General features: G+C 69.5%; 24 protein-coding genes. 11 read left to right on the top strand and 13 right to left on the bottom strand.

Features of this window, described 5'->3' with window-relative positions; all coding sequences use genetic code 11:
* Positions 1-26: 26 nt before the first annotated feature.
* On the bottom strand, positions 27-2,405 hold the full coding sequence (gene pcrA, locus AC0LPE_RS04980) for a DNA helicase PcrA (RefSeq protein ID WP_490605722.1): 2,379 nt from the start codon (positions 2,403-2,405) through the stop codon (positions 27-29).
* Positions 2,406-2,639: 234 nt separating this feature from the next.
* Between pcrA and AC0LPE_RS04975 the strand changes: the two genes are divergently transcribed.
* Complete coding sequence (locus AC0LPE_RS04975; RefSeq protein ID WP_016693405.1) at positions 2,640-2,975, top strand: chorismate mutase; 336 nt, start codon at positions 2,640-2,642, stop codon at positions 2,973-2,975.
* A gap of 56 nt (positions 2,976-3,031) precedes the next feature.
* Here AC0LPE_RS04975 and AC0LPE_RS04970 read toward each other — a convergent pair whose 3' ends face one another.
* A complete protein-coding gene (locus AC0LPE_RS04970; protein ID WP_026061403.1) occupies positions 3,032-4,483 on the bottom strand; it encodes an NAD-dependent succinate-semialdehyde dehydrogenase in 1,452 nt (483 codons plus the stop codon).
* Between the two features lie 150 nt (positions 4,484-4,633).
* Here AC0LPE_RS04970 and pgi point away from each other — a divergent pair, with 150 nt between their 5' ends.
* The gene (pgi, locus tag AC0LPE_RS04965) at positions 4,634-6,271 is read left to right on the top strand and encodes a glucose-6-phosphate isomerase (RefSeq protein ID WP_490605721.1); all 1,638 of its coding nucleotides are present in this window, start codon (positions 4,634-4,636) and stop codon (positions 6,269-6,271) included.
* Positions 6,272-6,290: 19 nt separating this feature from the next.
* Here the strand turns inward: pgi and AC0LPE_RS04960 are convergent, their stop codons facing one another.
* The 3 genes from AC0LPE_RS04960 to AC0LPE_RS04950 all read right to left on the bottom strand — a co-directional run bounded on the left by AC0LPE_RS04960 (position 6,291) and on the right by AC0LPE_RS04950 (position 9,441).
* Positions 6,291-7,082, bottom strand: a complete 792-nt coding sequence (locus AC0LPE_RS04960) for an FAD:protein FMN transferase (protein WP_490605720.1) — start codon at positions 7,080-7,082, stop codon at positions 6,291-6,293.
* A gap of 96 nt (positions 7,083-7,178) precedes the next feature.
* Positions 7,179-8,801: an acyl-CoA dehydrogenase family protein gene (locus tag AC0LPE_RS04955; RefSeq protein WP_160873848.1), complete on the bottom strand. Its 1,623-nt coding sequence runs from the start codon at positions 8,799-8,801 to the stop codon at positions 7,179-7,181.
* A gap of 4 nt (positions 8,802-8,805) precedes the next feature.
* Entirely contained in the window at positions 8,806-9,441 is a 636-nt protein-coding gene (locus tag AC0LPE_RS04950; protein WP_160873847.1) for a TetR/AcrR family transcriptional regulator, read from the bottom strand.
* A 59-nt stretch (positions 9,442-9,500) separates the two neighbouring features.
* Between AC0LPE_RS04950 and AC0LPE_RS04945 the strand changes: the two genes are divergently transcribed.
* Both AC0LPE_RS04945 and AC0LPE_RS04940 read left to right on the top strand, forming a co-directional pair.
* Positions 9,501-10,724: a hypothetical protein gene (locus AC0LPE_RS04945; protein WP_160873846.1), complete on the top strand. Its 1,224-nt coding sequence runs from the start codon at positions 9,501-9,503 to the stop codon at positions 10,722-10,724.
* A gap of 55 nt (positions 10,725-10,779) precedes the next feature.
* Positions 10,780-12,306 (top strand): carboxylesterase/lipase family protein, encoded by a 1,527-nt coding sequence (locus AC0LPE_RS04940; protein WP_423659890.1) that lies wholly within the window; start codon positions 10,780-10,782, stop codon positions 12,304-12,306.
* A 32-nt stretch (positions 12,307-12,338) separates the two neighbouring features.
* Here AC0LPE_RS04940 and AC0LPE_RS04935 read toward each other — a convergent pair whose 3' ends face one another.
* Genes AC0LPE_RS04935 through AC0LPE_RS04925 form a run of 3 tightly spaced genes read right to left on the bottom strand, consistent with a single transcriptional unit; the run spans position 12,339 to position 13,986 of the window.
* Positions 12,339-12,665 (bottom strand): cupin domain-containing protein, encoded by a 327-nt coding sequence (locus AC0LPE_RS04935; protein ID WP_016692188.1) that lies wholly within the window; start codon positions 12,663-12,665, stop codon positions 12,339-12,341.
* Between the two features lie 35 nt (positions 12,666-12,700).
* Entirely contained in the window at positions 12,701-13,186 is a 486-nt protein-coding gene (locus AC0LPE_RS04930; RefSeq protein WP_059381705.1) for a dihydrofolate reductase, read from the bottom strand.
* A complete protein-coding gene (locus AC0LPE_RS04925; protein ID WP_059381706.1) occupies positions 13,186-13,986 on the bottom strand; it encodes a thymidylate synthase in 801 nt (266 codons plus the stop codon). The genes AC0LPE_RS04930 and AC0LPE_RS04925 overlap by 1 nt, the downstream gene beginning before the upstream one ends.
* Positions 13,987-14,059: 73 nt before the next feature.
* Between AC0LPE_RS04925 and AC0LPE_RS04920 the strand changes: the two genes are divergently transcribed.
* The gene (locus AC0LPE_RS04920) at positions 14,060-14,926 is read left to right on the top strand and encodes an Fpg/Nei family DNA glycosylase (RefSeq protein WP_490605719.1); all 867 of its coding nucleotides are present in this window, start codon (positions 14,060-14,062) and stop codon (positions 14,924-14,926) included.
* 1 nt (position 14,927) lies between these two features.
* Positions 14,928-15,989 (top strand): tellurite resistance/C4-dicarboxylate transporter family protein, encoded by a 1,062-nt coding sequence (locus AC0LPE_RS04915; protein WP_490605718.1) that lies wholly within the window; start codon positions 14,928-14,930, stop codon positions 15,987-15,989.
* Here AC0LPE_RS04915 and AC0LPE_RS04910 read toward each other — a convergent pair.
* Both AC0LPE_RS04910 and AC0LPE_RS04905 read right to left on the bottom strand, forming a co-directional pair.
* The gene (locus AC0LPE_RS04910; protein ID WP_490605717.1) at positions 15,958-16,836 is read right to left on the bottom strand and encodes a cytochrome c oxidase assembly protein; all 879 of its coding nucleotides are present in this window, start codon (positions 16,834-16,836) and stop codon (positions 15,958-15,960) included. The two genes, AC0LPE_RS04915 and AC0LPE_RS04910, sit on opposite strands and share 32 nt — an antisense overlap.
* 9 nt (positions 16,837-16,845) lie before the next feature.
* A complete protein-coding gene (locus AC0LPE_RS04905) occupies positions 16,846-17,295 on the bottom strand; it encodes a DUF2243 domain-containing protein (protein WP_253250027.1) in 450 nt (149 codons plus the stop codon).
* A gap of 126 nt (positions 17,296-17,421) precedes the next feature.
* Here AC0LPE_RS04905 and AC0LPE_RS04900 point away from each other — a divergent pair, with 126 nt between their 5' ends.
* The 3 genes from AC0LPE_RS04900 (at position 17,422) to AC0LPE_RS04890 (ending at position 20,363) form a co-directional block, all read left to right on the top strand.
* The gene (locus AC0LPE_RS04900) at positions 17,422-17,955 is read left to right on the top strand and encodes a hypothetical protein (RefSeq protein WP_490605716.1); all 534 of its coding nucleotides are present in this window, start codon (positions 17,422-17,424) and stop codon (positions 17,953-17,955) included.
* A 105-nt stretch (positions 17,956-18,060) separates the two neighbouring features.
* Complete coding sequence (locus tag AC0LPE_RS04895) at positions 18,061-18,708, top strand: alpha/beta hydrolase family protein (protein ID WP_016692196.1); 648 nt, start codon at positions 18,061-18,063, stop codon at positions 18,706-18,708.
* Complete coding sequence (locus AC0LPE_RS04890) at positions 18,705-20,363, top strand: sensor histidine kinase (protein WP_490605715.1); 1,659 nt, start codon at positions 18,705-18,707, stop codon at positions 20,361-20,363. Before AC0LPE_RS04895 ends, AC0LPE_RS04890 begins: the two co-directional genes overlap by 4 nt.
* A 25-nt stretch (positions 20,364-20,388) precedes the next feature.
* Here AC0LPE_RS04890 and AC0LPE_RS04885 read toward each other — a convergent pair whose 3' ends face one another.
* Positions 20,389-21,036, bottom strand: coding sequence for a response regulator transcription factor (locus AC0LPE_RS04885; protein ID WP_033096942.1), 648 nt, complete (start codon positions 21,034-21,036; stop codon positions 20,389-20,391).
* A gap of 151 nt (positions 21,037-21,187) precedes the next feature.
* On the opposite strand from AC0LPE_RS04885, the gene AC0LPE_RS04880 reads away from it, so the two are divergent.
* Both AC0LPE_RS04880 and AC0LPE_RS04875 read left to right on the top strand, forming a co-directional pair.
* Positions 21,188-22,144, top strand: a complete 957-nt coding sequence (locus AC0LPE_RS04880) for a nitroreductase family protein (protein ID WP_490605714.1) — start codon at positions 21,188-21,190, stop codon at positions 22,142-22,144.
* 17 nt (positions 22,145-22,161) lie between these two features.
* Positions 22,162-22,431: a hypothetical protein gene (locus tag AC0LPE_RS04875; protein ID WP_016692199.1), complete on the top strand. Its 270-nt coding sequence runs from the start codon at positions 22,162-22,164 to the stop codon at positions 22,429-22,431.
* Between the two features lie 42 nt (positions 22,432-22,473).
* Here the strand turns inward: AC0LPE_RS04875 and AC0LPE_RS04870 are convergent, their stop codons facing one another.
* A complete protein-coding gene (locus AC0LPE_RS04870) occupies positions 22,474-23,385 on the bottom strand; it encodes a universal stress protein (RefSeq protein ID WP_016692200.1) in 912 nt (303 codons plus the stop codon).
* Between the two features lie 25 nt (positions 23,386-23,410).
* Positions 23,411-24,451, bottom strand: coding sequence for an LLM class F420-dependent oxidoreductase (locus AC0LPE_RS04865; protein ID WP_088897747.1), 1,041 nt, complete (start codon positions 24,449-24,451; stop codon positions 23,411-23,413).
* Positions 24,452-24,496: the final 45 nt, after the last annotated feature.

Raw genomic sequence — 24,496 nt, 5'->3', positions numbered from 1 at the left:
CGCGCCTGCCACAGGCTTTCAGGGCATCACAGCTTGATCATCGGCACACCGCCGACGAGCATCAACCGCACCTTGCCGGCACTGCCGAAGTCGATCACGACGGTGGCCGTGGGGCCCGAACCCCGGGTTTCGAGAACCGTTCCCAGACCGTACTTGTCGTGGCTGACGCGGTCGCCGACGTCGAGCACCAACTGGTTGTTGCGTCCGCGCGCCGCACCGAAACTCGGTGTGCCCGACGAACCGCGCCGCTCGCCCGCACCGAAGCGCGAACCGGTGCCCGAGCCGATCGCCTGACCACGCGCGGGTGTGGGCTCGAGGCGCCGCCAGTCGATGAGATGCTGCGGAATCTCTTGTAGGAAGCGGGATTCCGGATTGGTGAGCGGCTGACCCCAGGACGACCGCAGCACGGCACGTGTGAGGTAGAGACGCCGCCGCGCGCGCGTGATGCCGACATACGCGAGTCGCCGTTCCTCGGACAGTTCGGCGGGATCACCCAGGGCGCGCATGTGCGGGAACTGGCCGTCCTCCCAACCGGTGACGAAGACGACCGGGAACTCGAGGCCCTTCGCGGTGTGCAGCGTCATCAGCGTGACCACGCCGGCCTCGCTCTCCGGGATCTGGTCGGCGTCGGCGACGAGCGAGACCTTCTCGAGGAACGCCGCGAGCGAGCCCGGTTCGGGATCCCCCTCTTCGCGCTCGTCGTCGACGATCCCGGCCGAATTGCGGACGTCGGCACTGAATTCCCTTGCCACGCTGACGAGTTCGTGGAGATTGTCGAGACGGGCACCGTCCTGCGGATCGTCGCTCGCCGACAACTCGGCGCTGTACCCGGTACGTTCGAGGATCGCCTCGACGACGTCGCCGATGTCGACCATGTCGTTGCCGTCGGCGTCGCTCGCGACGAGCATCGCCCGCAGGCCGTCCATCATCTCGACGAAACCGGCGATCGCCTTCTGCGCCCGCGTGTTCAGCAACGCGACCTTGCCGGCTGCGGCGTCGGTGAGGGCCTGCCCGAAGCTCACACCGAGCCGCTCGGCGTGCACCGCCACGCACGCCTCGGCGCGATCGCCGATACCGCGGCGAGGGGTGTTGAGGATGCGGCGCAGGCTCACCGTGTCGTCGGGGTTGTCGAGCACCTTCAGGTACGCGACGACGTCGCGCACCTCCTTGCGCTCGTAGAACCGCACACCGCCGACGACCTTGTAGGGCACACCGTGCCGGATGAAGACGTCCTCGAACGCGCGGGAGGCGTTGTTGGTGCGGTAGAACACCGCGATGTCGGAGTAGGTGGTGTCGCCGCCGTCGACGAGCCGGTCGATCTCGGCGGCGACGAACCGCGCCTCGTCGTGCTCGTTGTCGGCGACGTAGCCGGTGATGAGTTCGCCCTCGCCCGAATCGGTCCACAACCGCTTCTCGCGGCGACCCGTGTTCTTGGAGATGACGGAATTGGCCGCCGACAGGATGTTCTGGGTGGAGCGGTAGTTCTGCTCGAGCAGGATCGTCCGCGCCTGCGGATAGTCGCGCTCGAACTCCTCGATGTTGCGGATCGTGGCGCCGCGGAAGGCGTAGATCGACTGGTCGGCGTCGCCCACCACGCACAGTTCGCTCGGGGAGACTGCGGATCCCTCCTCCGGATCGCCCACGAGAGTGCGCACCAGCACGTACTGCGCGTGGTTGGTGTCCTGGTACTCGTCGACCAGCACGTGGCGGAACCGGCGCCGGTAGTACTCGGCGACCTGCGGATGCGCCTGCAGCAGCGCCACCGTCTCGCCGATGAGGTCGTCGAAGTCGAAGGCGTTCGCCGTGCGCAGGCGCTGCTGGTAGTGCGCGTAGACCCGGGCGACGACACGGGTGAGTTCGGTGGCCGCCGAATCGGTCTCCGCCTCGTGAGCGGCTTCCTCCGGCCCGATCAGTTCGTTCTTCAGGTTCGAGATCTGCGTGGACAGCAACCGGGCGGAGTACTTCTTGCTGTCGAGTTCGAGATCCTTCGCGATCATCGTGAGCAGACGACGGGAATCGTCGGCGTCGTAGATCGTGAAATTCGAATTCATGCCCTGGAGCAGACCCGCCTGCGCGCGCAGGATCCGGACGCAGCTCGAGTGGAAGGTCGAGACCCACATCGCATTCGCGCGCGGCCCTACCAGGGCCGCCACCCGCTCGCGCATCTCGGCCGCGGCCTTGTTGGTGAACGTGATTGCGAGCACCTGACCAGGGGCGACGCCGCGCTCGGCCAGTAGATAGGCGATGCGGCGCGTGAGCACCGCAGTCTTGCCGGAGCCCGCGCCCGCGACGATCAGCAGCGGGGCCCCTTCGTGCGTGACCGCTTCCCGCTGCTGCGGATTGAGCCCTTCGAGAAGAGCATCGGATCCGGGACGGGAGTGTGCGAGCGCGACGGGAGTGTTCATCGTTTCACCAAACTACCGGACCGCTCGGACAACGGATCCGGACCACGAAGTCGATCAAGCCGAGTGGCAGGGCCTACAGGGAGAGTGGCAAACTGGAGGCCATGTCTTCTGTCCTTTGCAGGCTCGGATCGAGTTCCGGTTGTCGCTGTCGATTCCCGACTGCCGGCCCGACCCGATACCGGTAACAGCCGCTCCCATACGGGCGATCCATCAGAGCAGATGCGAGGAGACGACATGAGCACGCACATCGATTCTTCCCTTTCCGGCGAGCCGGGCCAGGCGAACGCCGGAACACCGGCCGAGGCCGACGACACCGGAGTGCCCACCGAGGCCGAGATCGAGGAGCTCCGCAAGGAGATCGATCGTCTCGACGCCGAGATCCTGGCCGCGGTCAAGCGGCGCACCGAGGTCTCCCGCATGATCGGGCGTACCCGGATGGCGTCCGGCGGCACCCGTCTCGTGCACAGCCGCGAGATGAAGGTCCTCGAGCGGTTCAGCGAACTGGGCCAGGAAGGCCACACCCTGGCGATGCTGCTGCTCCGCCTCGGGCGTGGCCGCCTGGGTCACTGACGGCGGGGCCGTACGAGTCACTGACGGCGGGGCCGTCCGGCCCATCGCTGAGTTCCCTACTGCAGGGCGATGTACTTGGTCTCGAGGAATTCCTCGATGCCCTCGGTACCACCTTCGCGTCCCAGCCCGGAATCCTTGATTCCGCCGAACGGGGCGGCGACATCCGAGACGACACCGCGGTTCACACCGACGATGCCCGTTTCGAGCGCGTGCGACACGCGCAGGGCCCGGTCGAGGTCGCGCGTGAAGATGTAGGCGGCGAGCCCGTAGCGGGTGTCGTTCGCCGCCGCGAGCGCTTCCTCCTCGGTGTCGAAGCCGGTGACGGCCGCGACCGGCCCGAACACTTCTTCCTGCAGGATGCGGGCCTGCTTGGGCACGTCGTCGAGGACGGTGGCCGGGTAGAACCATCCCGGGCCGTCCGCGGGTTCACCGCCCAGTCGTACCGAGGCACCCGCCGACACCGCGTCCTGCACGAGTTCGATCACGGTCTTCTTCTGGTTCTCGTTGACCAGGGGGCCCAGCGTCGCGTCGGGGTCCGTTCCCGGTCCGAGCTTGTACGAGGCCATGCGCTCGGTGAGCTTGGCGACGAAGGCGTCGCGCACCGAGTTGTGGACGTGGAAGCGGTTCGCGGCCGTGCAGGCCTCTCCCCCGTTGCGCAGCTTGGCTGCCACCGCACCCTCGACCGCTGCGTCGAGATCGGCGTCCTCGAAGACGACGAACGGCGCGTTGCCGCCGAGTTCGAGCGAGGTGCGCAGCAGCGAACGACCGGCCTTCTCGGCGAGCATGCGCCCGACCTCGGTGGAGCCGGTGAAGGTGAGCTTGCGCAGCCGGGGATCCTCGAGGAGCGGCCCGGTGACCTCACCGGCATGCGAGGACGGCAGCACCGACAGGACCCCCTTGGGCAGTCCTGCCTCGTCGAAGAGTTGCGCGAGCAGCTGGATCGTGAGGGGTGTCTCGGACGCGGGCTTGACGATGATCGTGCACCCGGCCGCGAGGGCGGGACCGATCTTGCGGGTTCCCATCGCGAGCGGGAAGTTCCACGGCGTGATGGCCAGGCAGGGACCGACGGGTTGTTTCGTCACGAGAACGCGTCCGGTGCCGGCCGGGGCGGGCGTGTAGCGACCGGCGATGCGGACCGCCTCCTCGGAGAACCATCGCAGGAATTCGGCGCCGTAGGTCACCTCCGATCGGCTCTCCGGTAGTGCCTTGCCCATCTCGAGTGTCATAAGCAGCGCGAAGTCGTCGGCGCGCTCGGTGATCTTCTGCCAGACCGCTCGCAGCAGTTCGGCGCGTTCGCGCGGCGGGGTCGCTGCCCATTCCGGACCGGCCGCGACGGCCGCATCGAGGGCCCGTAGGGCATCGCCGGGCGCGGCATCGGCGACTCGGGTGAGTTCGTCGCCGGTCGCGGGATCGTGGACTCCGAAGGTGGCTCCGTTCTCGGCCGCCACCCATTCACCGCCGAGGAACAGGTCGGTGGGGACGGACCGAATCAGTTCTGCAGCATCCATATGCCCCATCATGCGCGCCGCGGTCGCTCGCTGTGGGAAACCGAGGGATCCCTTCGTCACACCGGGCACAGTCACACCGGGCACGGTCACATCGGGGGGGCACGGTCGCATACCGGGCGCACCGTGTCGGGGCGCACTACTGTCGACGACATGAGCGACGTAACCGCAACGGCACCGTGGAAAGCTCTGGAAGACCATCGCGACCGGCTCGAATCGGTGTCGCTGCGGCAGTTGTTCACCACCGAACCCGACAGGGTCTCGGCGTTGACGGTCCGTGCCGGGGATCTGGTGATCGATTGCAGCAAGCAGCGCCTCGACACCCCCGTCCTGCAGGCTCTGCTCGAGCTCGCCGACACCGCCGGAATCGCCACCGCTCGGGAGGCGATGTTCTCGGGGGCGCACATCAACGTCACCGAGGACCGCGCGGTGCTGCACACCGCCCTGCGCCTACCCCGCGACGCGACACTGATCGTCGACGGGGTCGATGTCGTCGCCGACGTCCACACCGTGCTCGACCGGATGGGCGAGTTCACCGACCGCCTCCGCACCGGGGCTTGGCGCGGCGCCACCGGGCAGAAGATCGCCACGGTCGTCAACATCGGCATCGGCGGCTCCGATCTGGGCCCGGCCATGGTCACCCGCGCCCTGCGCCGTTTCCACGACGGCCCGACGGCGCGATTCGTCTCCAACGTCGACCCCGCCGATCTGACCGCCGCCCTGGCCGACCTGGACCCGGCCACCACGCTGTTCATCGTCGCGTCGAAGACCTTCTCCACCCTCGAAACCCTCTCCAATGCCACCGCCGCGCGCCGCTGGCTCGTCGACGCCCTCGGCGAGGACGCCGTGGCCAAGCATTTCGTCGCCGTGTCGACCCATACGGAGCGGGTGGTCGAGTTCGGCATCGACCCGGCGAACATGTTCGAGTTCTGGGACTGGGTCGGCGGGCGGTATTCGGTGGGTTCGGCGATCGGCCTGGCGGTCATGTGCGCCATCGGCAAGGCCCGGTTCGGTGAGTTCCTCGCCGGCATGCACGCGATCGACACCCACTTCGCCACCGCGGCCCCGGCGCAGAATGCGCCGTTGCTGGCGGGGTTGATCGGGGTGTGGAACGCGAGCATCCTCGGCCACCGGTCGCGGGCGGTGGTGCCCTATGCGCAGGATCTGGCGCGGCTGCCGGCCTATCTGCAGCAGCTGACCATGGAATCGAACGGCAAATCCGTGCGCGCCGACGGCACCCCGGTCTCGTGCCCGACCGGGGAGGTGTTCTGGGGCGAACCCGGTACCAACGGCCAGCACGCCTTCTTCCAGTTGCTGCACCAGGGCACCGAGATCGTGCCGGTCGATTTCCTCGGCCTGGCCCGTTCCGGCGACGACCTGCCCGCCCGCGACGGCACCACCAGCATGCAGGTGCTGGTGCTGGCGAACATGTTCGCCCAGGCCAAGGTCCTCGCCTTCGGCCACGATGCCGACGAGGTCCGCGCCGAGGGCGTCGAGGAGACGTTGGTGGCGCACAAGGTGATGCCCGGCAATCGGCCGTCGACGACGATCCTCGCCCCGGAACTGACCCCCTCGGTGGTGGGGCAGATCATCGCCTTCTACGAACACCAGACCTTCGTCCAAGGCGTCGTGTGGGGGATCGACTCGTTCGATCAGTGGGGCGTCGAACTCGGCAAGACCCAGGCCACCGCCCTGCAAGCCGTGCTCGCCGGCGACGACACCCCCGATACCGGCGACGCGTCCACCGACCACCTGATCGAGATCTACCGCCGCCTGCGCGACGGAGCCTGACCGCGCCCTGCCCGAGACGTCAGGCAGCCTTCGGATCGGACCAGGCCGTAGTGGTCCGGACCCGTCCGTGCGTGTCGACGAGACGCGCCGGCAGGTCGTACTGCTCGAGCCAGGACAGGGCTCCGATCCCCCGCTGCAACGCCGTCGCCGCGGCCGCATCGGCCCACACCGCGTCGGGAGCGATGACGCTGACGAGACGCCACCGCTCTGGATCGGCGACGTCGCTGGCGTGCGACGCCATCGCCGATCCGGCCGGCAGTTCGACCGAGCCCCGATCCGGGAGCGGCACCTGCCATCCCCCGGCCGGCGCGTGCCCCGCGGTGGCCATGACGTCGCCGATGCGCACGAGCGCCCCGCATTCGAGCAGGTTCGCGACGAGCGCCGCGGAGTAGTCGACGGTGTCGGCCACGGCCGTCGCGCCGAGCTCGAGGCTCACCCCGAACGGGGCGAGCACGATGTCTCCGTCGATCTGCACATCGCGGAAGGTGGGGATGGGGTGGGTCGGTGGGATGGCTCCGGCGTCGACCGCGGCGTCGTCGGAGTCGACCGGGGTGACGGCCCCGCCCGTCATGCGGGCCGCCCACAGCGCCGACCGCACCATGGACGCCAGTCGGGGGCTCATCGTGACCGGAGTGCCCTGCGCGAGGTTCACGGAGTGGATCTCGGCGTCGCCCCGGCGGCTGTCGCTCACCGCCTCGGACTCGGCGACGACGCCGCGCACGATCATGCGGGCACGGTGCAGTGCATGCGGCTCGGTCACCGCGAGTGCGATCTGCCGACCCCACTCCCACCATTCGTTGCTGCCGATCATGACGGGCTCCACCCGTGGTCGATTCCTCGCAGGACGTATTCCAGTATGCCCGCGACCTGCGACAGGTGACAGCGCCGCAGAATCGGACCCGCGCCGTCAGATCCGGTCGAGGATCGCGGCGGTGTCCACGCCGGTCGGCAGTGTGCCCATCGCGATGCCCCAGTCGTCGTCGAGCCGGCTGCGGCAGAAGGCCTCCGCGACGGCGGGATGCCCGTGCCGGACGAGCTGCGCGCCCTGCAGGACCAGGGCCATGAGCTCCACGACCCGCCGTGCCCGGTACTCGGCGTCCTCGAGGTCGGCGAGCTCCTTGCCCACCCGGGCGATGGCCGAATCGAGCCGCGGATCGGCGCCTTCCGCAAGTCGGACCTCGGTGAAGAACGCCTCGACCGTGTCGGGTTGGCGGGCCATGGCGCGCAGCGCGTCGAGTGCCGCGACGTTGCCGGATCCTTCCCAGATCGACATGAGCGGCGACTCGCGATACAGCCGCGGCATGCCCGATTCCTCGGCGTAGCCGTTGCCGCCGAGACATTCGAGCGCTTCGGCGGCGACTGCGGGCGCCCGCTTGCACACCCAGTACTTGGTGACGGCCAGCGCGATGCGGCGCAGGGCGGCTTCCTGCTCGTCCCCGGCGGCGCGGTCGGTGGCCCCGGCCAGGCGCATCATCATCGTCGTCGCGGCATCGGATTCGACGACGAGATCGGAGAGGACGTTGCGCATGAGCGGCTGGTCGACGAGCAACGCGCCGAACGCCTTCCGGTGACGGGCGTGATGGACCGCGCGCAGCGTCGCGACCCGCATGTTCACGGCCGAGCCGATGACGCAGTCGAGTCGCGTCATGTTCACCATCTCGATGATGGTGTTGATGCCGCGGCCTTCCGGGCCGACGAGCCAGCCGATCGCGTTCTCGTACTCGATCTCGGACGAGGCGTTCGACTTGTTGCCGAGCTTGTCCTTCAGTCGCTGGATGCGGATGGCGTTGCGGGTGCCGTCGGGCAGGACGCGCGGGAGCAGGAAGCACGACGGCCCGTGCTCGGTCTGCGCGAGCGTGAGGAACAGGTCGGACATCGGCGCGGACGTGAACCACTTGTGCCCGACGATCGTGTACGAGCCGTCGGCGTTGGGGGTCGCGGTGGTGGTGTTGGCGCGGACGTCGGAACCGCCCTGCTTCTCGGTCATCGACATCCCGGCGATGAGACCGAGCTTCGTGGAGGGTTCGCGCAGCCCGAAGTCGTAGTGCGGCGCGGCCAGCAGCGGCTCGTAGCGCTCGGCGAGTTCGGCGTTGTGGCGCAGGGCCGGGACCGCAGCGTAGGTCATCGAGATGGGGCACATGTGCCCGGCGTCGGTGTGCCCCCACACGTAGAACTTCGCGGCGCGGGCGACGTGCGCGCCGGGACGCGGGTCGCGCCAGGGTGCCGCGTGCAGGCCGTTCTCGACGGCGACGGTCATCAGGTCGTGCCAGTGCGGATGGAACTCGACCTCGTCGACGCGGTGACCGCAGCGGTCGTGGGTGTGCAGCACGGGCGGGTACTCGTTGGCGAGCCGCCCCCAGTCCTGGGCACGGGCGGTGCCGGCGAGCGCGCCGAGTTCGCGGACCTCGTCCTCGGCCCAGCTCGCGCCCTCGCGTCGCAGTCCTTCGAGCAGGGCCGCATCGTCGGCGGCCGGGTACGGCTCGAGATCCGGTACCTGGTTGAACACCTCGTGGGTGGCGGGGAAATTCACGGCTTCACTCCTGAGTCGTTCCGGAAGGCAGGTGCCCCGCCGCTCGCAGTGCGAGGGCGACGAGGTCGGGGACGGTGGATCCGGCCGCGCTGTCTCGAAGGCGACCGTCGGCCGCGCCGGGCAGACGGCCGGTGAGCACCTCGCCGACGGCCCCGACGAGCGCGGCGGCGGTGAGTTCGACATCCTGTTCGGGGAATTCACCGGTCGCGATGCCGTGGCGCACGGCGTTCGCGAAGGCCGCCGCGAAGGCGCGGCGCAGCACGAGCCGTTCGGCGTCGACCGCGACGTCGACCGGTTCGGCGAGCAGCGCGTAGGCGAGGGTGGGATTGCGCAGAGCACGGCGGGAGAAGGTGTCGACCACCGCGCTCACCCGGTCGGCTCCGGATCCGGTTGCGGCCGCGGACGTCACGGCCTCGACCTCCCGTTCGCACAGTTCCCGGAAGATCCGCACCACGAGATCGGACTTGTCGACGTAGTGCCGGTAGACGCTGCCGGTGGCGACACCGGCCCGTTCGGCGACCGCCGAGACGGACAGTCCGCTGTACCCGCGTTCGCTGAGCAGAGCGACCGCGGCGGCAGCGATCGCCTCGCGCTGTGCGTCGAGTCGCTCCTGCACTGCGGGTGTCCGCCGGTACGCCACACCAAGGATTGAACCTCGGTTCAGTGCTTCGGTCAACGGTCGGCGCTACGGTCGGGATTGTGAATCGCCTGAGCGTCGTGGACGAGATGTTCCTCCACCGCCACAAAGGAACCGGCCTGCCGTCGGTGATGCAGGGTCTGTGGCGCACCGACGAGACCGTGGACGCGACCCTGTTGCTGTCCCTTCACGACGTACTGTCCGAAGGCCCGCTCGGTCGCCGCGTGGTCCGTCCCCGTGTTCCCGGCGCACGCCCCCGGTTCGAACCCAACACGCACGTCCATCCGCTGCGCTATCCCGCGACCCCCATCCCCGACGAGGAGCTCCTCGATTGGGCCGACGAGCACGCGAACGTGAACGTCGATCCCGAGCTCGGTCCCGGCTGGGCTCTCGCCGCGACCCGCCTCACGAGTGGCGGCACCGCACTGTCGATCGTGTGCTCACATGTCCTGACCGACGCGCGGGGATTCGTCCGCGCGGTCGCCGACGCGCTCGCCGACCGGCCGCGACGACCCGACCCCGGTCGCCATTCCGATCTGCGCGATGCGATGCAGCTGTTCCGGAAGGTCGGCAGTGGGCTGCGCCGCGTGAAGTACACGCCCCGCACGGAGAAGCCACCCGCGCCGCAGACGGTGCGCTCGCGACCGCGCACCGCGCTCGTCGACGTCGACGCGGCGCAGTGGAAGGCCGTCGCCGCCGCGGAGGACGGCAGCCCGAACGCCCTGCTGCTCGCCGTGTCCGCCGGTGTCGCGCGACGCGCCCGGATCCCGTTCCCCGTGCGCATCTCCGTTCCGGTCGACGACCGGAAGGACGGAACCGTCTCCAACGGCGTGTCGATGGTGGGGATCTCCGTCGACGACGGCGACACGCTCGCCTCCATCCGCGCCAGCGCCGCGCACGCCTACTCGCAGCCGCGGGAAGGAGCGCCGCACAACATGCCGGCCGAGATCCTGCAGCTCCTCCCCGACCGCCTCGCCGCCCGTGTCGCGCGAGGTGCGGGCGAGCGGGACCTGTTGTGTTCCAACATCGGTGCGGTGCCCCGCGAACTCACGACACTGGGCCCGTACCGCACCACCGGGATCGCGATGCGCGCGATGCACCCGGGTCTCGACACCCGGCCGGCCCGCACCGCGACCCGCCTGTCGGTCTACGCCTGCCACACCGACGAGCGGTACACCCTCGCGTTCGTCGCCCTCGACGAGGAGCGCTTCCCCGACACCGCGACGCTGCGCACCTACGTGCTGGCCGAGCTCGCGGACCGGGGACTCGAGGCCCACTCCTGGTGACGCCGACGGTGGAGGCGGCGGCTACCGTGACGCGCCGTCACGTACAGTGCGGAGCATGACGCCCGAGACCCACGTCACATTCGCCGACGGGACCGTCCGCGGCACCCGGCTCGGCGACCTCCTCACCTGGCGCGGCATCCCCTACGCCGCTCCCCCGGTCGGGCCGCTGCGGTTGCGCGCCCCGCAACCGGTCGAGCCCTGGACGGGGGTGCGCGATGCGACACGGTTCGGCAATGCCGCCCCACAGCGTCCGCGCTACGCCGAGACCGGGCGTCGCGGAGTGCGCGTGCGTCCCGACGAGGACTGCCTGACCCTCAACGTGCTCGCCCCCGCAGGTCGTGTCCACGCGCCGCGACCGGTGATGGTGTTCATCCACGGCGGCGCGTTCACCCTCGGCACGAGTGCCCTGTCGGTCTACGGCGGCGAGTCGCTGGTCCGGCGCGGCGACGTCGTCTACGTGTCGATCAACTACCGCCTCGGATCGCTCGGCTATCTCGACTTCGGGTCCTTCTCCACCGACGACGTGCGTTTCGATTCCAATCTCGGTCTGCGCGACCAGGTGGCGGCGCTCGAATGGGTGCAGCGCAACATCGCGGCCTTCGGCGGCGACCCCGACAACGTGACGATATTCGGCGAGTCCGCCGGCGGCACCTCGGTGACGACCCTGCTCGCGACCCCCGCCGCGCGCGGACTGTTCTCCGCCGCGATCGCGCAGAGCCCGGCGCCGAATCTCGTCGTCACCGCCGACCGCTCGGCCGAATGGGGCCGCAAGTTCGTCGAACTGCTCGGTGCCGATCCGGATACCGCCGCTCGGGCGCTGCTCGACGCCTCCCCCGTCGAACTCGGGCGGGTCGGATCGCGGCTCGGGGCGCAGGTGCTGCGCGCGACCCCGGGTCTGCATCCCTTCGGCCCGGTCGTCGACGGCGATTTCGTTCCGCTCCAGCCGCTCGAGGCGTACGAGACGGGCGCGGCACATCCCGTTCCGCTCGTGCTCGGGACGAACGACCGCGAAGGTGCGCTGTTCCCGAAGTTCCTCGACGCGCTTCCGACGAACCCGCGGCGGATCGACGCGCTGTTCGCCGCGACCGACCCGGAGGCGAAGGATCGCATCACGGCGGTCTATCCGGGATATCCGGACGAGCGTGCCGCGATCGATCTCGGCGGCGACCTCACCTTCTGGTATCCGTCCGTGCAGATCGCGCAGGCACATTCGCGTTTCGCGCCGACCTTCATGTACCGCTTCGATCTCGCGCCGCGACTGCTGCGGTGGACGGGCTTCGACGCGACGCACGCGGTGGAGTTGCTCGCCGTCTTCGACCAGACCGACGAACCGCTCGGCCGGGCGCTCACGGCGCTCGGTGGGCGACGTGGTCTGCGGAGGGTCGCCGGGTCGATGCAGCGCCAGTGGCTGAACGTGGCCCGGCACGGTGAACCACTGCCGTCGTGGCCGCGCTACGACGAGAAGGACCGCGCAACAGTGATTTTCGACGAGGTCACGCGCATCGAGCACGATCCGCGCCGCCAGCGCCGACTCGCGTGGGAGGGCTACCGCGGGTACACCGCTCCGGCACCTGTGCAGTAAGCGTCGCTACTCGACGCGTGCAGTGAGCGCCGCTACTTGGCGACGGTGAGCAGGAAGGCGACGTCCTCGATGGCGCTGACGCTGTGCCGGACCAGCGGGATGATGATCATGTCGCCGGCCGAGCCCTTCCACACGTCGTTGCCGGCGACGAGCTGGAGCTGGCCCGACAGCACCTGCAGGGTCGCCTCGCCGGGGCTGTCGTGCTCGCCGAGTTCGTGGCCGGCGAGCAACGCGACGACGGTCTGCCGCAGGTGCTTGGTATGCCCACCGAAAACCGTCTGGGAGCTGCGTCCGCTGCTGGACGCCGCTGCGAGTTTGAGCTGCTGCCGTGCCAGGGCGGTCAACGAGAGCTTGTCCATGTACCGCAGTATCGCTCAGATGCCGCCGCGAGAACTCAGCTTCGCGCGTACCGGATCCAGCGGAACCTGATTCCCTTGGTGGACGTCATCCATTCCCCGGGCTCCGCCACCCACTCGGTCCCGATGGGAGGGGCGGTCGCATCTCCGGCGACGTCGAGGTCGACCTCGGTCACGAGCAGCTGCGTCGCGAACGGCATCGCCTGCGCGTAGATCTGGCCCCCGCCCATGACGACGACCTCGTCCTCACCGGCGAGTGTCAGTGCGTCCTCGAGACTCGTCGCGGTCTCGGCGCCCTCGGCCGACCACTCGGCGTTGCGGGTGACGACGATGTTCCGGCGGCCCGGCAGCGGCCGGAATTTCGGGGGGAGCGAGTCCCAGGTGAGCCGGCCCATGACCACCGGCTTGCCCATCGTGGCGTCCTTGAAGAACGCCATGTCCTCGGGGATGTGCCACGGGATGCTGTTGTCGCGGCCGATCACACCGCCGCGCGCCTGCGCCCAGACGAGGGTGACCTCCCCCATCAGACGGCCACCGGCGCCTTGATCGCCGGGTGGTGCCGGTAGCCGACGATCTCGACGTCCTCGTAGCGGTAGTCGAAGATCGAGTCGCGTGGGTGCAGCTTCAGCGTCGGGTAGGGATACGGCTCGCGGGTGAGCTGCTCGGTGACCTGCTCGATGTGGTTCGAGTAGATGTGGCAGTCGCCGCCGGTCCAGATGAACTCTCCCGGCTCGAGTCCGGTCTGCTGCGCCACCATGTGGGTGAGCAGCGCGTAGCTGGCGATGTTGAACGGCACGCCGAGGAACATGTCGGCGCTGCGCTGGTAGAGCTGGCAACTGAGCTTGCCGTCGGCCACGTAGAACTGGAAGAAGGCATGGCACGGCATGAGCGCCATCCGGTCGAGTTCGGCGACGTTCCACGCCGAGACGAGGATGCGCCGCGAGTCGGGGTTGCTGCGCAGCGTCTCGAGCACCTGGCTGATCTGGTCGATGTGCTGCCCGTCCGGGGTCGGCCACGAGCGCCACTGCACGCCGTAGACCGGGCCGAGATCGCCGTCGGGTGCGGCCCACTCGTCCCAGATCGTCACGCCGTGCTCCTGCAGCCACTTGACGTTCGAGTCGCCGCGCAGGAACCACAGCAGTTCGTAGACGATGGACTTCAGGTGCACCTTCTTCGTGGTGATCAGCGGGAAGCCCTCGGACAGATCGAAGCGCATCTGGTGGCCGAACAGGCTCCGCGTGCCGGTTCCGGTACGGTCGGCCTTCTCCGCGCCGGTCTCGAGGATCAGGCGCAGCAGGTCTTCGTAGGGCGTCGACACAGTCACGAGCGCAGTCTATCGGTGAGGTGATGGTGGCCGTCGCCACCCGCGAACGGCCCGGCGACCGTAGCCTGTTCCCATGCCCGAGCTCCCCGAAGTGGAAGCACTTGCGGTGTTCCTGCGCGAGCACGCGGTCGGCAGCGTCGTCGGACGCATCGACGTCGCGGCGCTGAGCGTGCTGCAGACGGCCGACCCGCCGATCACGGCGTTGCAGGGACGCGACATCACCGGAGCTTCGCGCTTCGGCAAGTTCCTCGCGATCGACTGTTCGGGGCTGCATCTGATCACGCACCTGTCGCGGGCAGGCTGGTTGCGCTGGCTCGACGAACCGTCGCAGGCTCCCCCGAAACTCGGTCGCGGTCCGCTCGCCCTCCGTGTGCACCTGTTCGCCCCCGACGCGACGACACCGGCCTTCGATCTCACCGAGGCCGGCACGAAGAAACGCCTGGCGGTCTGGGTCGTCGACGGTCCGCAGACGGTGCCCGGCATCGCCCGCCTCGGCCCCGACGCGCTCGCGCTCACCCGGGACGAGTTCGCCGCGCTCCTGACCGACAGCACCTCGCGTCTCAAGACGCTGCTCACCGATCAGAAGGTTCTCGCGGGCATCGGCAACGCCTACTCCGACGAGATCCTGCACGTCGCGCAGCAGTCGCCGTTCGCGACAGCCGGCAAGCTCACCGACGACGAGGTGACCGCCCTGTACGGGTCGATGCGGTCGGTACTGACCGACGCCGTCACCCGCTCGGTCGGGCAGGACGCGGCGCGCCTCAAGGGCGAGAAACGGTCGGGACTGCGCGTGCACGGGCGTACCGGCGAGCCGTGCCCGGTGTGCGGCGACACCGTCCGAGAGGTCTCCTACACCGACCGTTCGTTCCAGTACTGCCCCACCTGCCAGACCGGAGGGAAGGTCCTCGCCGACCGGCGGATGTCCCGCCTGCTGAAGTAGCGTGCGCGCCGTGCAGGCCCGTTCCCGTCTCCGCGAAGAGGTCCGCACCCTCGCACCGGGTTACTTCGCCTTCGTCATGGCCGGCGGCATCGTCTCCATCGGTCTCCATCTCCGTGGTTTCCACCTCGCATCGGCCGCGCTGCTGATCGTGTCCGCGATCGGATACGCGACGCTCGCGGTCCTGTCGGTGTGGCGGTTTCTCGCGTTCCGCGACGGGGTCCGTGCCGACCTCGCCGATTCCGGACGGGCATTCGGCTTCTTCACCTTCGTCGCGGGCAGCAACGTGCTCGGCGTGCGGCTGATGATGGACGGGTGGCACTCCACCGCGGCGGTACTGCTCGCGGGTGCGGCGGCGACCTGGCTGGTACTGGGATATGTCGTTCCGTGGACGGCCGTGCTCGGCACGGCGGAACGTCCCGTCCTCGCGAAGGCCAACGGAACGTGGTTCGTCTGGGTCGTCGCCAGCGAATCGGTGGCCATCGCCGCGGCCACCCTCCAGCCCGTCTACCGCGAACTGGACCGGCTCCTCGCCGCCGTCGCGGTGTTCACCTGGGGCGTCGGGCTGTTCCTGTACGCGGCGGCGGGCATCTTCGTCGCGGCGCGGATGCTGCAGTACCCGCTGCGTCCCACCGACCTGACCGCACCGTACTGGGTGTCGATGGGAGCGTGCTCGATCACCGTCGTGGCGGGCTCACGCATCGTCGAGATGGACGACGCCCCGATGGTGGACGCGACCCGCGGACTGATCGCGGGCCTCGCCGTCGTCATCTGGGCCTTCGCGACGTGGCTGCTGCCGCCTCTCGTCGCGGCCGGTTGGTGGCGTCACCGCGTCCATCGGGTGCCGCTGACCTACGACTCGGCCCTGTGGTCGATCGTCTTCCCGCTCGGCATGTACGCGGTCGCGGGGATGTATCTGGGTCGCGCCGACGATCTGCCGCTGGTCGGGGCGATCGGTGCCGCCGAATTGTGGGTCGCGGTGGCGGCCTGGGTCGTGGTGTTCGCCGCGATGCTGCACCGCATGTGGGTCCGGCTCACGCGGCCGGTCGAGCGCGACCGACCGTGACCGCCCGCGCGCGGGCACGCCCCATCTCGCCGTACCAGCGGACGGCGAGCACGACGGCCAGGGCCACACCGACCGCGTCGCCGCCGTAGTACATCAGCTGGGCCCCCGCCTGCAGATCGGATGCGGCGAACATCGTGCCGGGAGGTGACTGCGCGTACAGCGTCTTCGCCAGCACTGCATGAGCCGCGCCGGCCACGAGCAACACCACCGCGAGATGCGCGAGACCGTACCGGCGGCGGAGCGGATCGAGGCGGCAGATCGCGACGGTGAACAGCATCCCGGCGGCGAAGACGTGCAGGTGGACGACGGTCGCGACGAGCGGGTCGTCGTGCATGGCAGCGAACAGTGGCGTCCGGTAGAGCACCCACAGCCCACCCATGTCCAGCACGGCCGCGACGGCCGGCGCCGTGAGCAGTGCGGCCGGTCGCGAATGCAGCACGGTGAGCAGACCCGCACGTGCGCCTCCCACCGGGACGGTCCTCAGCAGCAGCGTCATCGGCCTGCCCAGCACGATCAGCAGGGGTCCGACCATCCCGACGAGCAGATGCCCGGCCATGTGCGCGGTGAACGGACCACCGGGCAGAGGGAACACCGCCGTCGTGACGAGAGGCAGCACCGCCGCCGTGACGAGAGGCAGCACCGCCGCCGTGACGAGAGGCAGCACCGCTGCCGCAGCGACGGCGCCGGCACCTGCGGCGACACTCGCGTCACGCCACCACGGCCAGGCGTCGCCGCGTCGACGCAGCCGCACGGCCGCTCCGATGTACAGCGCGACGGCCACCGCCGCCGCGAACAGAACGACGAGAGCGAGCGCTCCCGGTCCCGCCTGTGCCGGATGGTCGTGCACCGACGGCTCCTATCCGTCCGAGAGCCCGGTGGGGCGCGCGCTCCGTCGCGCCGACCACCACAGGAGCGCACCGGCGACGAGGAACACGAGAGCCCCTGCGATCCAGGCCAGGTCGTAGGGCCACACGTCGACGTCGTAGCGGATCTGGTGGACGCGGAACACCTTGTGGTTCACCAGCCCGTCGAACAACTGGAACGCGCCCGCTCCCATGAGCAGCGCCGCCCAGAAGTGCCGTACCGCCAGGGCGTGCCTGCGGCGCACATCCGCGAGCAACGCGAATCCCGCTACGAGAACCAGCAACTCGGCGGTGTGCAGCAGACCGTCGGACGCGAGACCGACCGCGGGTGTGGAGCGATCGTAGAAGTGGTGCCAGCCGAGGATCTGGTGGAAGACGATCTCGTCGATCGCCGCCATGAGCGCCACACCGAGCAGGGCACCACTGATCGCGGAGTGCCGCACCGAGATTCCGCCGTATGTGTCTCCGGGTCGAGTCGCTCCCGTCATCACTCCCTCACCGTGCCGTCCGTAGGACTCCGCCCTGGGAATACGGGTTGTTCCGATCCCGCGGCGGGTACCCGAGCGGTCATGCTGAGAAACGCACTGTGGGAAGGCCTGGTCGCCGGTGCGGCCGGCGTCGCCGCCATGACCGTCGGGGAGAAGATCGAGCAGGCCGTCACCGGGCGACCGAACTCCCACGTGCCGGGCCGCGTACTCGCACGGCTGACGGGCGCGTCCGAATCGGCCGGGCAGCACTCGACCGCCCTGAACTGGGCGATGCACTTCGGGCAGGGCATCGCACTCGGCGTCCTGCGTTCGGTCATGGCCGAGGTCGGCCTGCGGGGGCCGCTCGCATCGTCGAAGTTCACCGTCGTCCGTCTCACCAACGACCAGATCCTCGAGAACGCGACCGGCGTGGGAGCACCGCCGCAGACGTGGCCCCGTTCGGAACTGGCGATCGACGTCCTCCACAAGAGCGTCTACGGCTTCGTCACCGGTGCCGTCGCCGACGCACTGGCCGCCCGCCGCGGTCCCGGCCCGGGCGGCCGGCATGCCGCGCTCGTGCCCGGTCGCCATTCCGACGTCGGCCCGATCCCCCGCAGCGCGGCGGCCGGCCGGTAGAGGTACGGAGCAGCACGCGCGACCTGCGGCACGGAGCACAAGCGACCTGCTGCGGAGCACGGAGGCCCGAGGAGACGTCGCCGACGCGGCGGTTACCGTATCGGTGTGAGTGTCGAACCGCTGGACACCGGCACCGTGGCCGGTCACCTGCATCTTCCCGAGGGCAGCCCGCGGGGTGCCGTCGCGTTGACGCACGGCGCCGGCGGCAACTGCGACGCCCGGATCCTGCAGGCGATGTGCTGCCGGTTCTCCGACGCCGGCTTCCTCGCCCTGCGCTACGACCTGCCGTTCCGCCGTCGCAAGCCGAAGGGTCCTCCGCAGCCGTCCCGAGCCGCGGAGGACCGCGAGGGGGTGGCCGCCGCGGCCGCGGAGCTGCGCGAACGCGTGTCCGGGCCCCTGCTGCTCGGCGGCGTCTCCTACGGCGGCCGCCAGACGTCGATGCTCGCGGCCGACGAACCCGGCATCGCCGACGCCCTCGTCCTGGTGTCCTATCCTCTCCATCCCCCGGGCAAGCCGGAGAAGCTGCGCACCGAGCACCTGCCGAAGATCTCGATGCCCACGGTGTTCGTCCACGGCGACCGCGACCCCTTCGGTACCTTCGACGAACTGCGGGAGGCACTCGATCTCCTGCCCGCGGCCACGACCCTCGTCGAGGTCACCGGGGCCGCACACGACCTGAGCCGCGCGAAGACGGATCCCTCGGAATCCGCCGTATCCGCCGCGCTGCACCTGCTGGAAGAGAAGAAGTCATGATCGAACCCACCGACGTCGCCATCGACACGCTGCTCGCCGAGCTCCGCGACCGGCTCGACGACTCCGTCGACGCCCCGACGACCCTGCGCGGACTGCTCGAAGCGGTGCTCGTCGTGGGATCGGGTCTCGAACTCGACTCCATGCTCCAGCGCATCGTCACCGCCGCGACCGCCCTCCTCGACGCCCGCTACGGCGCGCTCGGTGTGCGCGCCGCCGACGGTGGTCTGTCGGAGTTCGTGTACGTCGGGATCAATCCGACGCAGCGCGAGGTGATGGGCCACCTGCCCGAGGGTCGGGGCATCCTCGGTCTGCTCATCAACGATCCCCGGCCGGTCCGCCTCGGCGACCTGTCGAAGCATCCCGCCTCCATCGGCTTCCCGCCCAACCATCCGCCCATGAAGAGCTTCCTCGGCACACCGATCATGGTGCGCGGCAAGGTCTTCGGCAGCATCTATCTCACCGAGAAGCTGGGCGCACCCGAGTTCACCGAAGAGGACGAGGTGATCCTCAAGGTGCTCGCGATGTCCGCCGGCGTGGCCGTCGAGAACGCGCGCCTGTTCGAGGGCTCCCTTGCCCGCGAGAGATGGCTCACCGCAATGGCATCCATCAACTCCCGGTTGCTGATGGGTGGGTCGGTGGACGAGACGCTGTCGATGCTCACCGGCCAGGTCCGCGAACTCGCCCGGTGTGCGGGCGCCTATGTGGTGCTCGTCGACGGGCATCACGGCCGCCTGCAGGCCGCGTCCCCCGCGATCCCGTGCGGGAAGGACAAGCGTTTCGATCTCACCGGATCGCCTGTGCTCAAAGCACTCAAGAGCCGGCAGCCGATGCACCTCGACACTCTCGAGGGACTGCCGCCGACGGAACAGGGCGACGAGGGCCACGCGGTGGTGCTGCCGCTGTCGGCGACGTCGACGGTCACGGGCGTGCTCGTCGCGACCCGCGAGGCCGGTACCGAACCGTGGGACGACGAGGACGTGGCCCGCTTCGAATCCATGGCGAACCTCGCGGCCGTGGCCCTCGAATTCGCCGAACAGCAACGCAAGAAGCGGTTGCTCGACGTGCTGGCCGATCGCGATCGCATCGCACAGGACCTGCACGACAACGTCATCCAGCGCCTGTTCGCCACGGGTATGAGTCTGCAGAGCGCGACCGCGGACCGAGCGGACAACGAACGCATCGTGGAGGTGATCCGCCACGCGATCGAGCAACTCGACCGGACGGTGCGCGAGATCCGCACGACCATCTTCGATCTGCACACCACCGGCGCGGCGGCGTCGAACAGCCTGCGCCGGAGACTGCTGGACGTCGTGGGCGATCTGAGCATCCACTCCGCGGTGGCACCCAACGTGCAGTTCGTCGGCCCCATCGACACACTGGTGCCGATGCGCATCCACCCGCACGCCGAAGCCGTGCTCCGCGAGGGGCTGAGCAACGCGCTGCGTCATTCGCAGTCCGACAACATCTCGGTGTCGGTCTCGGTTCAGGACGACTTCCGGATCGAGATCCTCGACGACGGCACGGGTCTGCCCGACACGCCTCGCCGCAGCGGCCTGGCGAACCTCGAGCGGCGCGCCGTGCAGTGCGGCGGGACGTGCGAGATCGGCCCCGCCGATCCGCGCGGCACCCGGGTGCTGTGGGCGGTCCCGCTCTGACGGGACCGGTCCCGCACCCGTCGGACTAGGACGTCGGCTTGCCGCGCTCGTTGCGCAGTTCGGTGGCGAGCACCGCGGCCTGAGTGCGGCGCTGCATGCCGAGCTTCGCCAGCAGGCGCGAGACGTAGTTCTTCACGGTCTTCTCCGCGAGGAACAGCCGTTCGGCGATCTCCCGGTTGGTCAGGCCCTCACCGATGAGCTCGAAGACGGCGCGTTCCTGCTCCGACAGCTCGGCCAGCGGATCGGCCGTACGCGACGCCCGGATCCGTTCCATGAGGGCGGCGGTGGCACGGCTGTCGAGCAGCGAGCCGCCCTCACCGACGGTGCGGATCGCCGAGACGAGATCGGTGCCGAGGATCTGCTTGAGCACGAAACCCGAGGCACCGGCCATGATCGCGTCGAAGAGCGCCTCGTCGTCGGCGTAGGAGGTGAGCATCAGGGCGCGCAGGCCCGGCATGCGGGTACGCAGCTCGCGGCACAGTTCGACACCGTTGCCGTCGGGGAGCCGCACGTCGAGCACCGCGACGTCGGCGCCGCTCTCGGGCACGCGGGCCAGGGCCTCGCCCACCGAGGCGGCCTCACCGACGACGGTGAAGTCGGGCACGCTGCTCAGCAGATCCACCAGGCCGCGCCGCACGATCTCGTGATCGTCGACGAGGAACACGCGGGTCATCTCGGGCACCTTTCGTTGACATGCTGTCCCGTCATTGTCCCAGGTGTACCGCGATACCCACGTCCTCGGGGCCGTTCGACACCCATCTGGGGACCTTCTCCCCCTGCCCCGCGGGCGCCGCTCGGGAGACGCTGGAGGGGCAGAGGTGGACATGTGGGACGAACGAGCCGACGAGGAGGATGTCGTGACTGTCGATGCCGGAACCTGGTCGCTCGGTGACACCGAGATCATTGCGCGTGCGGTGGTGGAGGCACCCTCGGTGCACGACACGCAACCGTGGAATCTGCGCCTGCCCGATCACAGCGCCGAACTGGAGGAACGCCTCGAGTTCGCCGAGCCGGGCCCGGACCCGCTGCGAGTCGACCGGTTGATCTCGTGCGGTACGGCCCTTGCGAATCTCGAGCTCGCGATCCGGGTCCTCGGCAACCGATCGCGCACCTCCGTGCTGCCCGATCCGCAACGTCCGGAACTCATCGCCCGGATCGAGACGCTCGGCTCGGGCACCCCGAGCAGCCGCGACCTGCGGTTGTACGCCGCCATCTCGCACCGTCGCAGCCACCGCGAATCGTTCACCGATATCCCGGTGCCGACGGAGACGCTCGCCGACGTCGTCGCCGCGGCCGGGGAGGTACCCGACATCGACGTGCGCCTGCTCGCCGCCGACGAGTCCGCCGCCCTCGCCCAGGTGCTCGCCTACGCGGCGGAGGCCCGCCGGCGTCACCCGCACTATCAGCGGGAGATGTTCTCGTGGACGTCCCACTGGCAGCCGCGCGGCAACGCCGAGGTGGTCACCACGTGGAGCGCGACCTTCGACGAACACGGCGCGGCCGGCGAGGCCATGGTCACCACCGGGATCCCCGACATCGATGCGCTGGCGGCGGCGATCGCGCGCGAATCGGTGCTGCTGTTCTCCGCCCCGTCGACGTCACCGGCGGATCTGGTCCGGGTGGGTGCGGCGGTGGAACGGTGCTGGCTCGCGGCCATCGACGCGCGACTGTCGGCGTCGGTCGTGACGCATCCCCTGCGCGTCGAAGACGCCGGTTCGCGCCTGGCCGAGATGCTCGACCTGCCGGTCGTGCCGCTGGTGATCCTGCGCGTGGGTTTCTGACGAGAAGAGAGATCGAGGTGACGATGAGCGCACCGACCGAGGATCCGATCGACGATCCGACCCGCGAGTTGTTCCACACGGCCCTGGACATGGCGCAGGCCGCCAAGGCCGGGAACGTCTCCGGGTGGCTGACCGCCCGCTACGAGTGCGGACGCGTCGAGGACGTCGCGTTCGTCCTCTCGCAGATGCTCGGGGTGCTCATCGAGAACGGGGCGATCAGCCGGGGTGTGCATCCGGCCGACGCGTGGAGGGAACTGCGCGAGCGGGGCGTCGACGACTTCGGGTGACGCCCCGCATCGCTCGTCCGCCGGATCGATCCCCGTCCGGGATCAGTCCTCGGTCTCCTTCGACCGGACGACGAGGACCGGGCAGTCCGCGGTCTGGATCAGCGCGTTGCTCGTGGAGCCGAGCAGCAGTCCCTTGAATCCACCACGTCCGCGGGTTCCGACCACGAGAAGCTGTGCGGCCTCGGCATATTCGCTGAGCACTCGCACCGGCCGGTCGCGGGCGACGACCCGTTCGACGGTGACGTCCGGGTACCGCTCCTGGTATCCGGCGAGACGTTCGGCGAGCACGATCTCCTCACCGGTCTGGATCCGGCTCCAGTGCGGGTCCTCGGGGACGGCGCCGAGCGAGGGCTGGACGCTCACGTCGCTCCACACGTTCACCGCGACGAGCGTCGCCCCGCGTGCGGAGGCCTCCTCGAACGCGACCTCCACCGCGTCGCGGCACGAGACCGATCCGTCGACACCGACCACGACGGGCCCCTCCGCCGGCGGCGCACCGTCGAGGGTGCGGCCCCGCACCACGACGACGGGCGCCGTCGCGTGCGAGACGACCGCCGTGGAGACCGAACCGGCGAGCAGACCCTTCACCTCGCCGAGACCGCGCGAGCCGACGACCAGCCGGTCGGCGTGCTCGGCCTCCGCGATGAGCGTGGGCACGACCTTGCCTTCGAGCTGCGCGGTGGTGACCTCGACGTTCCCGTGACGGTTCTCGTCGATGATCTGCCGGGCGAGCACGGCCGCATTGTCGAGCCGGTCGCGGGCCGTCGCCTTCATCTCCTCGTGGAAGCTCTGCGCGAGGTAGGGCTCGGAGTAGTAGAAGGCGGGGATGTGAACGACGGTGACGATGCGCAACGGCAGGCCGCGGATCGCAGCCGTCCGTGCCGCCCAGCTCACCGCGGTCGTGGACGCGTCGGATCCGTCGACGGCCACGACGATCGGCTTGTTCTCGGTCATCGCACGCGGAACCTTTCTCGGTGGGTCAGCCGCAGATCTGTCGCAGCTGTTCGATCAGTCGCACACGACCTGCGGTGTCGGCCGCGAAGGGGGTGACGTTGAGGGTGGTGACCCCGGCCTCCGCGAAGGCCGCGATACGTTCGCGCACGAAGCCCTCCGAGCCGATCAGGGAGATCGAGCGCAGCAGTTCGACAGGCACCGCCGCGGCCGCCTCCTCCTTCTTGCCGGCCAGGTAGAGCTCCTGGATGGTCTCGGCTTCCTTCGCGTAGCCGTAGCGGATCGCGAGGTCGTTGTAGAAGTTCTTGCCCTTGGCACCCATGCCGCCGACGTAGAGCGCGACCATGGGGCGGACCCAGTCGAGCATATGGTCGACGTCGTCGCCGATCGCGAGCGGGGTCTGGGCGTAGATCTGCAGGTCGCCGAGAGCCGGATCGCGCTTGGCCTTGCCCTTGGCGATCGACTCGCCCCACACCTCGGCGGCCTTCTCCGGGTAGTAGAACAGCGGTTGCCAGCCCTCGGCGATCTCGGCGGTCATCTCGACGTTCTTCGGGCCGAGCGACGCGATGATGATCGGGATGCGCTCGCGCACAGGCTTGTTGATGATCTTCAGCGGCTTGCCGAGACCGGTGCCGCGCTCGGCGGGCAGCGGGATCTGGTAGTGCTTGCCCTGGTGCTCGACCTTCTCGCGGCGCCACACCTGGCGGCAGATGTCGACGATCTCGCGCGTGCGGCCCAGCGGCGCGTTGTAGGGAACGCCGTGGAACCCCTCGATGACCTGCGGACCGGATGCGCCGATGCCGAGCACGAAGCGTCCGTCGGAGACGAAGTCCAGGCCGGCCGCCGTCATGGCCGTGAGCGTCGGTGTCCGGGTGAACAACTGGAGGATGCCGGAGGCGAGCTCGACGCGGGAGGTCTTCGCCGCCAGATAACCGAGCTGGCTCACCGCATCGAACGAGTAGGCCTCGGGCACGAACACGATGTCGAGACCGGCCTTCTCCAGGTCGGCCACCTCCGCCGCGGTCTCCGCGAAACCTCCGCTGTAGTTCAGTCCCATTCCGATGCGCATGCGCCACCTTCGTTCCTGCTGCACACCCCGTTCGGGGCGCGTTCG

The sequence above is a fragment of the Rhodococcus sp. S3 genome (assembly GCF_058211795.1).
Note: the sequence above shows the minus strand (reverse complement) of the source record. Positions and strands in the feature narration are given on the sequence as shown.